Source organism: Actinoallomurus liliacearum (assembly GCF_039542035.1).
GTDB lineage: Bacteria > Actinomycetota > Actinomycetes > Streptosporangiales > Streptosporangiaceae > Actinoallomurus > Actinoallomurus liliacearum.
The window spans coordinates 824,466-837,502 of sequence record NZ_BAABHJ010000008.1 but is presented as its reverse complement, the minus strand read 5'-3'; the positions used below and the strand labels follow the sequence as shown (position 1 = coordinate 837,502).

Here is a 13,037-nt window from a genome sequence, read left to right as displayed (position 1 = left end):
GTGGTTCGATCGGTGGCGTCGCGTTGCCCACGAACCCTTTGTCGGACCTGCTCGTAGGAACGACGGGGTGATCGCTGCGGTTGATCTGTTCTCGTCGGTGGGCGAAGCTTGCCCGCTGGTACGCGAGGAGGGACGGGCGGCGTGAAGCGGGCGGCGACGGGGGCTTTGCTGGGGTTGGCGATCGGGGATGCCATGGGGTTCCCGACGGAGTTCAACGATATGGCGCAGATCGCCGCCAAGTGCGGGCCCTGGCGGACCATGCCGTTGCCCGTGGCCTCCGGGCGGGCGTACGTCACCGATGACACGCAGATGACGTTGGCGTTGGGCGAAGGGCTGGTCGAAGCCCTCGCGGCCGGTTCGCTGACGGCGGAGCGGATGGAACCACCGGTCCGTACGCGCTTCGTCGAGTGGTCTCGATCGCCGGAGAACAATCGTGCACTGGGGATGACCTGCCTCCAGGCGTGTGAGGCGCTGAGCCATGACGGCGTCTGGCAGGCGGCGAGCCAGGTGAGTTCCAAGGGCTGCGGAGCGAACATGCGGGTCGCGCCGGTCGGGCTCATTCCGGGGCTGGACGACCGGCGGCGTTCGGGTGCCGCTCAGTTGCAGTCCGCCCTCACGCACGGCCACCCGACGGCGCTGGCGGCCAGTGATCTGACCGCGTACGCGATCTGGCTGCTGGCCGAGGGCGCCGACCCCGCCGAACTGCTGTCCGCGCTGCGCGATCACGCCCTGCGCTCCCGTACCGTCTATCGCGCCGACTGGCTCGGGGACCTGGCCGAGTACGCGCACGACCCTGACCGGGAGTCCTTCATCGCCCGGGGCTGGAATGAGTGCCTGGCCGTGCTCGACCGGCTGGAGACCGCGCTGGCCGCCGCGGACCCGGAGGCGGACCCGTGCCTGGCCACCGGGGAGGGCTGGATCGCCGAGGAGGCGTTCGCCACCGGCCTGTACTGCTTCCTCATGCTGCCTGAGGAGCCGCAGGCGGTCGTCCGGCGGGCGGCGTACTCCTCCGGCGACTCCGACTCCATCGCCGCTCTGGCGGGGGCCTTCGCCGGCGCGTACCACGGCGCGGACGCCTGGCCCGGTGAATGGGCGCGTGACATCGAGTACCGCGATCGTCTGCTGGCCCTCGGCGCCGCCTGGGACGAGTGACGCGTTACCGGCCGCAGCCGCAGGGCGCTCTCGGGCGGCGCGGGCCGAATGCTCGGTGAAGGTGCCCTTGGGGGATCTTCAAGGGCAGCGAGTCGCCGTAAAACGGACCCGTCGAGCCACGTTGGCCGAGCGTCCCGCACGCCCGCATTTCGTGGCTTGCGCACCGGCGGCGGCTGGGACAGATTCCTACCACGTGTGGTTCGATCTTATCGGCGATGTCGCGTTGCCCAAGGTGCCTTGTCGGGCCTGATCGTCGAAGCGATGGAGCGAGTCTCATGACCATCTGGCGGAAGTCCAGCTACAGCGGTGGCACCAGCACTCAATCCGACTGCGTCGAGGTGACTGTCCTCGGGACCGTCGCCGACCGGCGCGGCTGAGAATCTGTGGGCGGGGCGTCGGGGCCGTTTCGGCATCGGTCGTTTGATGCCGACAGCGGCCGTTGGGACGGGTTTCCGTTTCGGGACGGCGACATCGTGATCAGCACGCGGCCCAGGAGCGGCACGACCTGGACGCAGATGATCTGTGCCTTGCTGATCTTTCAGACGCCGGACCTGCCCGCCCCACTGGGCCGCCTGTCGCCGTGGCTCGATCATCTGACGATGCCGCGTGACGAGGTGTACGCGCTGCTCGCGCGGCAGCGGCACCGCCGGTTCATCAAGACGCATATGCCGCTGGACGCTCTGCCGGTCGATCGCCGTGTCACGTACATCGTGACGGCCAGACAGCCGCTCGACCTGGCGGTGTCGCTGTACCACCACACCACGAACATCGACATCGGCCGGATGCGGGAACTGACCGGCAACGACCTGCCCACCGAGCCGTCGGCGGCGCGCAAGACGCTCCGGGATTGGCTGCTCGACTGGATCTCCCATGACGCGGACCCGCGTACGAACCCGGATTCGTTGCCCGGCGTCATGCGGCACCTGGGCGGTGCCTGGGCCAGGCGCGGCGACGGCAACGTGCTGCTGATCCGCTATGAGGACCTGTGCCGCGACCTGGAAGGTCAGATGCGCGGGCTCGCGGATCGGCTGGGGATCGCGGTGCCCGAATCCGCTTGGCCGACGCTGGTGCGGGCGGCGACCTTCGAGCGGATGCGGGGCGGCGCCGATCGGTACGTCCCCGGTGGCGGGATCATCAAGAGCGGCACGTCGTTCTTCCGGCGTGGACGGCCAGGCGCCGCCGAGGAGATCCTCACCGGGGAGGAGCTCGCCGCCTATCGCGCCCGCGTGGCGTCGCTGGCGGCGCCGGACCTCGTCGCCTGGCTCCACGCGCCCGGTGGTTCAGGGTCAGTCCGGCTTCAAGACCGACGGTAGGTCGCTGTCGGGGTGCAGTCGTAGCAACTGGTAGGCCATGCCGCCCAGGCCGGCGAGCAGGCCCGGGGAGTACGCGTCCCGGGCCAGTCCGCTGGCCGGTCCGTTGTCCTCCAGGCTGGTGATGATCCGCGCGTCGAGCCCGTGCCGGTCCAGCTCGGCCGGGGCACGGCCGAGTGCCAGGGCGTCGTCGAACAGTTCCCAGCAGCCCAGGTCACCGTGGCACAGGGTGTGGTTCCAGTCGAACCCGCGCCGGGCGGAGAGGCCGGCCGCCCGCCCTACGATGACGTCCGCGCCGTCCCAGCCGCGCCGCGCCAGGTCGGCGGCGGCGATTCCGATGCCGACGGCGCCGTGGCACCAGGCGGCCGAGAACACGTCCTCGTCCGGGTCGCGCAGGTCGACCCAGCCGCCGGCGGCCGGGTCGTAGAGCGTCTCCTCGAAGGAGAACGCCGCCCGTGCGGCGTCGGCGAACCGCGTGTCGCCGGTCGCCAGGGCGAGCCGCGCCAGCGCCCACCCGATGCCGGTCACGCCGTGGGCGAAGCCGCCGATGCCGCCGGGCCAACGCTGCGAGGGCCAGTACAGGGTCCCCGCCATGCGCCGGGCGCCGGCGATGAGCCGATCGCCGATGACGACGGCCTGGCGTGTCCAGCGCTCCTCGCCGGTCACGGCGGCGAGTCGGAGCAGCGGCACGACCGCCCCGGCCATCCCGATCAGCAGGTCGAACTTGTCGTCGGCCGCGACGGCCTCGGGCAGCACCGCGGCGAGCGCGCGGGCGCGGTCCAGGCCGTCCGGGCCGGCCGCCTCCCAGGAGTGCAGCGTCAGCCACGCCCAGATCTGCGACCCGAGCCCGATGTACCCGCCGGGCGGCGGTGGGCGCAACCGGGTCTCCGCCCGGCGTACGGCGGCGTCCTTGTCCTCCGCCGCGCGTACGGTGCGCACCACGTCGTCGAGCAGCCCGGCCATGCCGTCGACGTCGTCCGCCCGGCCGGCGGCGCTCTCCCGGCGGTACGCGGCGAGCAGGACGGCCACTCCGGACAGGCCACCGTAGGTGTCCGGTCCCAGCGGTTGCACGGCCCAGCCGGCCGGGCCGAGCACCGGCGCGATCCACGTGACGGTGCCGTCATCGGCGCGGAGCGCGGCGTCGCGGAGTTCGCGGATCAGCGCGGCGGCGATCCGGCGCCGCCTGCGGTCCAGGTCGTCGCGGCGCGGCCGATCCGCCCGCATCCGCCGATCGCCCGGCAGCCAGCCGTCGTTGAGGTACGCGCTGACCAGCGTGGCCCGGATGACCTGGGTGTCCAGCCGGAGGTCGGCCGTACGCCACCGGTGCAACGCGGCCGTCACGAGGTCCTGTTCGGGCAGGTACGACGTGCCGCGCGGGCCGTCCAACCGCCCGCGGCGGGGAGTGGTGGCGAAGAACGGGACGTCGCCGTCGAGCAGGTCGGCGACCTCCGCCGCGACGACCTTCGGGTCGCCGGGCGCACCGGGAACGTGCTCGGCCATCGCGGTCAGCAGGTCGGCGGCGCGGTCCGTGGCGGGGCCGGGGTCGTGCAGTGACACCGGATGCCACAGCATCCGCGCGAGTTCGGTGTAGGCCTCGGTGGAGCGCAGGACCACGCGGATGGGGCAGTCGGCGAACCGGGTGAGCAGTGGTTCCAGGGCGCCGGTCCGGTCGAGCGACCGCAACGCCTCCGTCGCCTCGGCGAAGCCGTCGAGGACGCGTTCCCAGTGGTCGGCCAGCACCGGTTCGGGGCTGGGGTGGCTCGCGCCGATCGCCGGCTCGACCGGCCGGGTCCCGATCCGGGCCTGGTCGCTGCCCGCGTCGACGATGACCGGCAACTCGGTGAGCGGCTGCTCGCCGGGCAGCGATCCCGCCGCGGAGGCGTCCACGCCCCGCCAGCCCAGAGCCGTCCCCCGGTTGGGCAGCATCCCGGTCCGCAGTACGGTCGCGCCGACCAGCGCGCGTGCCCGGTCGGGCGCCAGCCCGAGCCCGGACGGAGGAATCGGGTGCACCGGCGTGAACAGCGTCTCGCAGTCCACCACGACCGGCACGGGTCCGCAGGCGATCATGTTCTCAGCGTGCAGGTCGCTGCCACCGAGCAGCCGCATCACGCCCAGCCAGTGCCCGATGCCGCGGTAGAAGTCGGACAGCTCCCCGGCGTCCGCGCAGTAGCGGTGGGTCACGAACTCGGCCCAGCCGTACCCGTCACCGGGCACCACCCGGGGGACCCGGATCCGCGCCTTCTCCGGGACGTCGCGGAAGACCTCGGCCAGCACTTCGCCGAGCACGGCGTCCACGTTCACCGGCCGCGGTTTGTAGACGACCGTGCCGGCGCCGAACTCCAGGACGGCGACCGTCTGGCCGGCCCGGTGGCTGTCCCCGGCGCCGAAGGCGACCCGGGACAAGGGTCCGGGATCCGCGCCGAGCAGCCTCGCCGGCGCGTCCCGGTCCGCGGCCAGCCGGCGGGCCAGCGCCAGCGCCGCGGCGCTCCGCCCGGACAGCACCGTGTGCATCCGGGACAGCAGCGGCGGGTAATGCCGGGTCAATGACTCCCAGTAGTGCGGAGACGACGACATCTCCGCGAATTCGGCCCAGCGCGCGGCGGGATCACCGGCCGTCAACCGGCCGGTGATCCGCGCGGCGTTGAGCTCCAGAATCAGGACGCGGGCGACCTTACGGTGCGCCGTTTCATAGAGCGCGGCCGCCGTTCCTTCCCGGATCGCCGTCCGCTCGCACTCGGCCAGGCCCGGGACGGCTGCGAGTTCCTTCCACAGTTCGTCCAGAGCCGGCTCGACCAGGCAGCTCAGCGACCGGGTGAGGTCACCGATGGCGGCGCTCGTGTCGGTGCTCACCACCCGCGTCCGGGAGGCTCAGCAGCAGGGGTGGGTGTGCGAGGCGCTGCACGCGCTGCAGATGCCCGTGTAGCTCGTCTCCGCCTCGATGAGGTCCGCCTCGGCGAACGTCCCGGACGCGTAGAGCGGGCCGGCGGGGTTGTCGGCGCACGCGACGGTCCGCCACTGCTCGACGGTCTGCTCGGCGAGTTGGAGATCCTTGACGGTCATGTGGTGCCTCCGGCGTGTCGGCGGGGTGGCAGTATGCCAATTGGCCTGATCACCAATCCGGCTCATCGTGCCATCGGCAGAATGGACCACGAACTGGCTTAAAGGACCCGCAGTCATCCTCGGCAGTGACGTTTCAGTATCGGGCTCGATACATCCGTTCCGGCTCGCTATTTTGGGGCAGCAGCGAATCTCATAAAAAGCCGACGCTCAACACGAATCGCCGATTCTGATGCGTCGAAAATTGGGAAAACGGTGCGTTGGCACTCGCCGTGGAACGCTTCCGTTCGCCCGTGTTCCCCGAGCCCACCGCGTTGCGGCCCGCAGGGAACGCCGCGAGCGGAGCGCCAGTACGGTCGGCGGGACGGCGGGGAAGGCGCCTCTACACAGGTCTGATTGCGGATTCTGCGATAAGGGAAAAGAGGGTCCGGCGTGGTGACCGGACCCTCCGATGGCGAAGGCCTGACGTTGTCATCCCTTCGCCGCTGATGCCGGTCGACTGAGCACCGGCTCACCGCGTGACACGAGCGGAACCCGGGTAGGCCCGCTGGCTTCTGAAGGGTGCCGCGCTTCGGCCGGCCCGAGTCGGCCAGTGCTGTCGATCAGTCGTCCGAGAGCGCGCGTCGGACGGCCTCGTCGCGCAGGGCCTGTTGTCCTTGCTCGATTATTTCGCGGAGGGCACGGTCGCAGTCGCCGTTGCACGTGCCGATGCAGCCACACGCAAGCTGGTCGGGCATTTGGATCCTCTCCTCGCTCTGTCTTCGTCCCCTCCCGGAAACGCCCGGCGGGAACGGTCAGCCTCTTGATGGCTGGACCGGTAAGGACCGTCCGACGTTGAGGGGCCACGGCCACCGAGGGCGAGGTCGGTGTCAGGCCGGGATGGCGTAGAGGATCAGGGGGAGGACGGCGACGAAGGTCGCGGCGGCGAGCATCGCGCCGCGGAGCGGGCGGGGGAGCGGGGCCGGGGAGAGCAGCCGCCGGACGCGGACCAGGGTCGGGCTGGTCTCGTCGGCGGGGATGGCGCCGGTGACGGCCAGGGTGCCGGCCGGGGTCGGGGCCGGGCGGGCGGCGGCGAAGCGGAGCAGCGCGGTGGCCAGCTCCTTGTCGGGGCGGTGGCGGCGGGCGCGGTCGTCGGCGGCCATCTCGACGAGCAGTTCGACCGCGTCGAGGGTGCGGCCGACGATGCGGGCCTGCGGGAAGATCCGGCGCAGCGAGGTGAAGGGCAGCAGGACCAGGTCGTGGCGTTCGCGGACGTGTGCGCGCTCGTGGTCGAGCACGGCCGCCAGCTCGTACGGGCCGAGGATCTCCAGCGTGCCGGCGCTGACCACGACCTTGGGCGAACGGACGCCGGGGACGCAGTAGGCGGCGGCCGCGGGGTGGTCGAGGACGAGCGTGCCGGGCATCTCCGGGTCGCCGTGCGCCACCAGGGCGAGCAGGGCGCGGTGCCGCCGCCGCGCGCGTACGACGCCGGCGATCGCGACCAGCAGCACGGCGATCAGCATCAGCATGAAGGTGAGGCCGGCGGCGACCGAGGCGATGCGGATCGGTGACAGGGCGTGCGGGTCCGTGAAGAAGTGGGCGACGCCGACGAAGACGCCCTGGCCGTACGGCGCGACGCCGAACCCGAGCAGGGTGCCGATGGAGGCCAGGCCCCAGGCCAGGCCGAGGGCCTGCCAGAGAAGGATCGCGGTGCGCGGCGTCCGCCAGGTCCAGCGGGCGCGCGTCAGCCGGTGTGCGCCGAATGCGCTACCGGCCGCCACCAGGGCGAGTAGGGCCGTGCCGGTCATCCCGGGTTATGTCCCTTCAACCTCGTCGAGTGCGCGGCGCAGCAGGTCGGCCTCGTCGCCGGAGACGGAGCGTGCGAAGTGCGCCAGTGCGGCGTCGCGGTCGCCCGTCATGTTCAGCGCCCCCAGCATGAGCTCGGCGACGTACGCCTCTTTCGTCGCTACCGGACGGTAGCGCCAGGCGCGGCCTTCCCTCTCCCGAACCAGGAAACCTTTCTTTGCCAGCCTGTCCAAAACGGTCATGACCGTGGTGTGCGCCAGGTCGCGATCGTCGGCGAGGGCACGGCCGACCTCACGGGCGGTCGCGCCGTTCTCCCGGTCCCACAGGACCTCCATGACCGTGCGTTCAAGCTCTCCGAGACCCTTCACGGGATGCATCCTATCTCTCGTAGTACTACTGACTGTAGTACTACGGTATGTAGATGCGGGTCGTGGATCGGTCCTCCGTTTCGAGGTCGTCGGGGTCTACGCCGGCATCGACTCGGTGGTCATCAACTACCGCAACCAGGCCGGGCAGCTCGTCAACGAGGTGCTGATCTTCAACGGCGGCCTGGTGGTCTCCGGCTGGGGGACGTACGGCCCGGAACCCGGCTCGGCCGGAGACGCCGGCGCCTAACGCCGCCGCCCTCCGGCGACCGGTCGCGCGGCGGCCGGATCCGGCCTTTCCGGCCTTCGCGTACGACGATGGCCGAATGGTCCGGCGGCTGGACGGTACGGCTCATGATCCTTTCTGGAAGGCGTTCGCTGGCCCTGGCCGCCGCCGTGCTTCCCACCCTCGCGCTGACGACCGTGCTGGCCTCGAGCACGCCGGCGAGCGCGTCGGGTCCGTCCTGCGGGTCCAGGTACGCCCTGCGCAGCACCCAGCGGATGTACATCAACTCCAGCCTCCGCGGCTACCTCAAGGTCTACTACAACTCCTCGAACGGCTATAACTGCGCGCTGGTCGTCCGTAAGGGGTCGATGCCGCTCTACAGCGCCAAGCTCAAGCTCTGCGTCTACAACAAGGCCCGGACCAAGTACGGCAGCTGCAAGACCGACGGCTACGGCAAGAGGTACAGCTGGTACGCCGGGCCGGTCTACGTGTACGCGCCGCATCGGTGCCTCTACGTGTACGGCTCCATCAACACCAACAGCTGGACCAAGGTCGAGGTCACCGGCAAGAAGGTCCTCTGCGGCTAGTCACGCCACCGGGCGAAAAAACGATTGTGTCGTCCGGGACCGTGTAGGTACGGTCCCGGACCATGGATCTGCACGAGGTGGGGCGGCGAGCTAGCCGCGCCGAGCCGGGGGACGGGTAGGCCCGGCCCGGCCCGGCTCGGCGAGTGCGTGCCACCGTCCCGCCGACCTCGTGAGGCTCCGCCATGCGTTCCACGCAGATCCGTTCGACCTTCCTCGACTTCTTCACCGCGCGCGGGCATCGTCAGGTGCCCTCGAGCTCCCTGGTCTCACCCGACCCGGAGCTCCTCCTCACCAACGCGGGGATGAACCAGTTCAAGCCCTACTATCTCGGCCGCACCACCCCGGACTTCCGCCGCGCGACCACGTTGCAGAAGTGCGCGCGCACCGGCGACCTGGACAACGTCGGCCGTACCGCCCGGCACGTCACGTTCTTCGAGATGCTCGGCAACTTCTCCTTCGGCGACTACTTCAAGGAGGAGACGACCGCGTGGGCGTGGGAGCTGATCACCGAGGGGTTCGGCCTGCCGCGCGACCGGCTCTGGATCACCGTCTACGAGGACGACGACGAGGCCGAGCGCCTGTGGCGGCGGCTCGGCGTGCCGGGCGAGCGGATCCAGCGGCTCGGCAAGGCGGACAACTACTGGTCGATGGGCATGGCGGGCCCGTGCGGGCCGAGCTCGGAGATCCACTACGACCGCGGCCCGGCGTACGGTCCCGGCGGCGGCCCGGCGGTCGACGGCGAGCGCTACCTGGAGCTCTGGAACCTCGTCTTCATGCAGGACGTCCGCGACGAGGACTTCCGCATCGTGGGGGAGCTTCCGGCCAGGAGCATCGACACGGGCCTCGGCGTCGACCGCCTCGCGATCGTGCTCCAGGACGTGCCCGACATCTTCCACACCGACCTGCTGCTCCCGATCCTGGAGACCGTACGGGAGCTGGCGGGCGGCGGGGACGACACCTCGCTGAAGATCGTCGCGGACCACGCGCGGGCGGCGGCGTTCCTGATCGCGGACGGCGTCCTGCCGTCGGGCGACGGGCGCGGCTACGTTCTGCGGCGGCTCCTGCGCCGGGCGATCCGGCACGCGCGGCTGCTCGGCGTCGACGAGGCGGTGCTGCCCGCGCTCACCGGCGCGGTGGTGGATCTGCACGGGACGACCTGGCCGGAGCTGGAGACGGCGCGCCCGCTGATCGAGAAGGTCGTGACCGCCGAGGAGGAGGGCTTCGCGCGGACGCTGCGGCAGGGGTCGCGGATCCTCGACACCGCGATCCGGGAGCGGCGCCTGTCGCCGAAGGTCGCGTTCGACCTGCACGACACGTACGGATTCCCGTTCGACCTGACGGTGGACGCGGCCCGCGCGGCGGGTCTCACCGTCGATGAGGACGCGTTCGCCGCCCTCCTGGCGGAGCGCAGGCGGCGCAGCCGGTCCGGCCGTACGGAACCGGGCAGGGGACCGCGACCGGGCTCCGGGACGACCGCGTTCGTGGGGTACGACGCGACGCGCGCGGAGGCGCGGCTGCGCACGATCCTGCGGGACGGGGTGGAGGTTCCGGCGGCGGTCGAGGGGGACGAGGTCGAGGTGCTGCTCGACCGGACGCCGTTCTACGCGGAGGCGGGCGGCCAGGTCGGCGACCGCGGCGTGATCCGTACGGCGTCCGGCGCGGTGCTCACCGTGACCGACACCCGCCACGGACACGTCCACGTCGCGCGGGTCGAGTCCGGCGAGGTCGTGCCGGGGGACGTGGAGGCGGTCGTGGACGCCGAGCGGCGGGCGGCGGTCGCGCGGTCCCACACCGCGACGCACGTGCTGCACGCGATGCTGCGCCGGACGCTGGGCGCGCACGCGACGCAACGGGGTTCGCTGGTCGACGCGGGGCGGCTGCGGTTCGACTTCGCGCACTTCGAACCCCTCTCGCCCGAACGGTTGCGCGCGGTGCAGACGCTGGTCAACGAGCGGCTGCTCGGCGACCCGGAGGTCCGCGTGTGGCACGCGGACCGGGCCGAGGCGGAGGCGGCCGGGGCGGTGGCGCTGTTCGGCGAGACGTACGGCGAGCGGGTCCGGATCGTCGACATCGGCGACTTCTCCCGTGAGCTGTGCGGCGGCACCCACGTGGGCCACGGGTCCCAGGCGGGGCCGGTCCACCTGCTCGGCGAGTCCTCGATCGGCTCGGGCCTACGCCGCATCGAGGCGCTGACCGGCGCGGACGCGCTGCGGCACCAGGATCACGAGCGGGCGCTGCTCACCGAGCTCGCCGACCTGCTGCGGGTCCGGACGGACGAGGCACCGGAACGCCTGCGGCAGCGGCTGGCCGAGCTGGCGGAGGCGCGTCGCGTGCTGGAGCGGCACCGGAGGGAGGAGCTGACCACGGAGGCCGTACGCCTGGCCGGGCACGCCAAGCGCGTGGGCCAGGGCTGGCTGGTCGTCCAGCGGGTGTCCGGCGTCGACGCGGACGAACTGCGGCCCCTGGCGGCGGAGGTGCTGGAACGCCGGGGCGGCGTCGTCGTGCTCGGCGCGCAGATCGGGGGCCGGGCGCTGCTGGTCGCGGCGGTCAGCCCGGACCTCGGCGAGCCGGCGCGTACGGTCCTGACCGCCGCGGCGACCGCGATCGGCGGCGGCGCGGGCGGCAAGGGGACCGTCGCGAACGCCGGCGGCCGGCACACGGGACGGCTGGACGAGGCGCTGCGACTGGCCGCGACGTCCGCCCGCGCCCTCCTCGGCAGCGGCTGACCGGTTCGTCGGTGTGCGCCCCGGTCAGGCGCGGTGGGGGCCCATGACGCGGGGCGCGCGCATCCGGAGGGCCGGCAGGTGCTCATGGATGAGGAGCCCGCTGGCGGTCAGCATCCAGAGCGCCGCCAGAATGCCGGGGACGTAGGTCTCCAGCCATCCGCCGGGCACCAGGACGCCTCCGGTGACCCCGAGGGTGAAGGCGGCCAGCAGCCGGACCACCGCGACGATGCCGGCGAACAACGCCATCCACCTGGGGAAGACGTGGGTACGGGCGATGGCCACGGCGATGGCCGCGAAGGTCAGGGCGGTGGCCACGCCCCCCACCGTCCCCAGGACCGTCATCGTGGCGTACGGAGCGGGCGCGAACAGCAGCAGCGCCCGGTACTCCGTCATGGCGTACGTCATCCCGGCGAACGCCGAGAAGGCCATGAACGCGAGCGCGGAGACGACGATGAAGCCGGCGAGGACGACGGCGGGGGCGGCGCTGTCCTCGTCCGCGCGCCGGAACGCCGTCGACAGCGCGGCGCCGAACCACAGGAAGAGGGCGATTCCGATGGCGTAGAGGATCGTTCCCCACATGATCTGCGCCCGATGGGTCGCCAGGTACATGGTGACCACTCCGGCGGGGTCGGTGAGTCGCGGCATGCGGCCCAGCACGATCCGGCCGACGGCCGCGAAGACGACGGCGGCGATACCGGCCAGCCCGCCCCAGCGCATCTCGTGGCGTTCGCCCATGAGAATCATCCCCTCGGTGGAATCGACCAGTACTCCAACGGTCGTTCGCCCGAAATGCCGTATCTATGGCGAAAAGTCGTTATTCGCGCAAAGACGGCATCAAGGAGATCTAGTCCGGGGCGACGGCGGACCAGGGGAGCGTGACCTCCCCGAGCCGCCAGCGGGCCCGGCCGCCGAACGGCGGCACGGTGAGCACCGGATGGTCGCGCGCCAGCAACTCCACCGCGGTGACCCAGCGCTGGCGCAGCCCGAACACCGACTGCGGCGCGGCGGTCGCCCACGCGCGGTCGAAGGCGGCCAGCAGGTCATGCACCCGTTCGCCGGGGACGTTGCGGTGGATCAGCGTCTTGGGCAGGCGCTCGGCCAGGTCCGACGGCCGGGACAGCGACGGAAGGTGGACGGCGAACGTGATCGTCCGCGGATCGGACACTCCCGGGCGCGCTCCCGCCGGCGTCCGCGAGCCGGACACGCCCGGCCGTACCGCACGGTGGTCCCGCGCCCGGCCCGCGTCCCGGGAGCCGAGGGTGACCCACGCGGCGCGGCGACCGGTCTCCGCGCAGGTGCCCTCCACCAGTACGCCGTCGGGGGCCAGGCCCGCGCACAGCCGCTCCCAGGCCGCCCACGCCTCGCCCTCTCCGTACTGGCGCAGCACGTTGAACGCCCGGACCAGCGTGGGCGGGCGGTCGACGGGCAGTTCGAAGCCGCCGAGGCGGAACGACAGCCCCTCGCGTTCGCGCGGCTTCGCGGCGGCCACCCGGGCGGGATCGATCTCGACGCCGACCACCTCCACCCGGGGATGCGCCGCGCGCAGCCGCCCGAACAGCTCGGCCGTCGTGACCGGCGAGGCCCCGAACCCCAGGTCCACGACGAGGGGCCGGTCGGCCCGCCGGAGCAGCGGGCCGTGCACCGAGACGATCCAGCGGTCGGCGCGGCGGAGCCGGTTGGGCGCGGTCGTGCCGCGGGTGATGACGCCTTCGGGCCGTGGGGGACGGGACACGCACCAAGTGTGCGGCCACCGGCGGACCGCCACGACCGCCACGGCCGCAATGACCACCGTGGCCGCATTGACCACCACGGCCGCTAAGACCGCTGCG

13 protein-coding genes are annotated in these 13,037 nt (G+C 72.1%); 6 read left to right on the top strand and 7 right to left on the bottom strand.

Annotation, left to right across the window (positions count from 1 at the left end; translation table 11 throughout):
• Positions 1–141 precede the first annotated feature (141 nt).
• The 3 genes from ABD978_RS18705 (at position 142) to ABD978_RS18695 (ending at position 2,465) form a co-directional block, all read left to right on the top strand.
• Positions 142–1,152, top strand: coding sequence for an ADP-ribosylglycohydrolase family protein (locus tag ABD978_RS18705; protein ID WP_345355487.1), 1,011 nt, complete (start codon positions 142–144; stop codon positions 1,150–1,152).
• A 275-nt stretch (positions 1,153–1,427) separates the two neighbouring features.
• Complete coding sequence (locus tag ABD978_RS18700; protein WP_345355485.1) at positions 1,428–1,529, top strand: DUF397 domain-containing protein; 102 nt, start codon at positions 1,428–1,430, stop codon at positions 1,527–1,529.
• A 6-nt stretch (positions 1,530–1,535) separates the two neighbouring features.
• On the top strand, positions 1,536–2,465 hold the full coding sequence (locus tag ABD978_RS18695) for a sulfotransferase domain-containing protein (RefSeq protein ID WP_345355482.1): 930 nt from the start codon (positions 1,536–1,538) through the stop codon (positions 2,463–2,465).
• Here the strand turns inward: ABD978_RS18695 and ABD978_RS18690 are convergent.
• The 5 genes from ABD978_RS18690 to ABD978_RS18670 form a co-directional block, all read right to left on the bottom strand.
• Complete coding sequence (locus ABD978_RS18690; protein WP_345355479.1) at positions 2,439–5,312, bottom strand: type 2 lanthipeptide synthetase LanM family protein; 2,874 nt, start codon at positions 5,310–5,312, stop codon at positions 2,439–2,441. The two genes, ABD978_RS18695 and ABD978_RS18690, sit on opposite strands and share 27 nt — an antisense overlap.
• Before the next feature lie 18 nt (positions 5,313–5,330).
• Positions 5,331–5,522, bottom strand: a complete 192-nt coding sequence (locus ABD978_RS18685) for a DUF6229 family protein (RefSeq protein ID WP_345355476.1) — start codon at positions 5,520–5,522, stop codon at positions 5,331–5,333.
• Positions 5,523–6,121: 599 nt separating this feature from the next.
• On the bottom strand, positions 6,122–6,256 hold the full coding sequence (locus ABD978_RS18680) for a hypothetical protein (RefSeq protein WP_345355473.1): 135 nt from the start codon (positions 6,254–6,256) through the stop codon (positions 6,122–6,124).
• A 132-nt stretch (positions 6,257–6,388) separates the two neighbouring features.
• Complete coding sequence (locus tag ABD978_RS18675; protein ID WP_345355470.1) at positions 6,389–7,306, bottom strand: M56 family metallopeptidase; 918 nt, start codon at positions 7,304–7,306, stop codon at positions 6,389–6,391.
• A 6-nt stretch (positions 7,307–7,312) separates the two neighbouring features.
• Positions 7,313–7,672: a BlaI/MecI/CopY family transcriptional regulator gene (locus ABD978_RS18670; RefSeq protein ID WP_345355467.1), complete on the bottom strand. Its 360-nt coding sequence runs from the start codon at positions 7,670–7,672 to the stop codon at positions 7,313–7,315.
• A 115-nt stretch (positions 7,673–7,787) separates the two neighbouring features.
• Here ABD978_RS18670 and ABD978_RS18665 point away from each other — a divergent pair, with 115 nt between their 5' ends.
• The 3 genes from ABD978_RS18665 (at position 7,788) to alaS (ending at position 11,208) form a co-directional block, all read left to right on the top strand.
• Positions 7,788–7,919, top strand: coding sequence for a hypothetical protein (locus ABD978_RS18665; protein ID WP_345355464.1), 132 nt, complete (start codon positions 7,788–7,790; stop codon positions 7,917–7,919).
• A gap of 104 nt (positions 7,920–8,023) precedes the next feature.
• A complete protein-coding gene (locus tag ABD978_RS18660) occupies positions 8,024–8,482 on the top strand; it encodes a hypothetical protein (protein ID WP_345355461.1) in 459 nt (152 codons plus the stop codon).
• A gap of 182 nt (positions 8,483–8,664) precedes the next feature.
• Positions 8,665–11,208, top strand: a complete 2,544-nt coding sequence (alaS, locus tag ABD978_RS18655; protein ID WP_345355458.1) for an alanine--tRNA ligase — start codon at positions 8,665–8,667, stop codon at positions 11,206–11,208.
• Positions 11,209–11,232: 24 nt separating this feature from the next.
• On the opposite strand, the gene ABD978_RS18650 is transcribed toward alaS, so the two are convergent.
• Together ABD978_RS18650 and ABD978_RS18645 are read right to left on the bottom strand one after the other, a co-directional pair.
• The gene (locus ABD978_RS18650; RefSeq protein ID WP_345355455.1) at positions 11,233–11,943 is read right to left on the bottom strand and encodes a hypothetical protein; all 711 of its coding nucleotides are present in this window, start codon (positions 11,941–11,943) and stop codon (positions 11,233–11,235) included.
• A gap of 109 nt (positions 11,944–12,052) precedes the next feature.
• Complete coding sequence (locus ABD978_RS18645; protein WP_345355452.1) at positions 12,053–12,940, bottom strand: class I SAM-dependent methyltransferase; 888 nt, start codon at positions 12,938–12,940, stop codon at positions 12,053–12,055.
• Between the last annotated feature and the right edge of the window lie 97 nt (positions 12,941–13,037).

What these genes read in the sequence shown, in the direction of transcription:
- alaS (WP_345355458.1), top strand. Translation starts at nt 8,665, where the DNA reads ATGCGTTCCACGCAGATCCGTTCGACCTTCCTCGACTTCTTCACCGCG.
- ABD978_RS18660 (WP_345355461.1), top strand. Translation starts at nt 8,024, where the DNA reads ATGATCCTTTCTGGAAGGCGTTCGCTGGCCCTGGCCGCCGCCGTGCTT.
- ABD978_RS18680 (WP_345355473.1), bottom strand. Translation starts at nt 6,256, where the DNA reads ATGCCCGACCAGCTTGCGTGTGGCTGCATCGGCACGTGCAACGGCGAC.
- ABD978_RS18685 (WP_345355476.1), bottom strand. Translation starts at nt 5,522, where the DNA reads ATGACCGTCAAGGATCTCCAACTCGCCGAGCAGACCGTCGAGCAGTGG.
- ABD978_RS18700 (WP_345355485.1), top strand. Translation starts at nt 1,428, where the DNA reads ATGACCATCTGGCGGAAGTCCAGCTACAGCGGTGGCACCAGCACTCAA.
- ABD978_RS18675 (WP_345355470.1), bottom strand. Translation starts at nt 7,306, where the DNA reads ATGACCGGCACGGCCCTACTCGCCCTGGTGGCGGCCGGTAGCGCATTC.
- ABD978_RS18650 (WP_345355455.1), bottom strand. Translation starts at nt 11,943, where the DNA reads ATGGGCGAACGCCACGAGATGCGCTGGGGCGGGCTGGCCGGTATCGCC.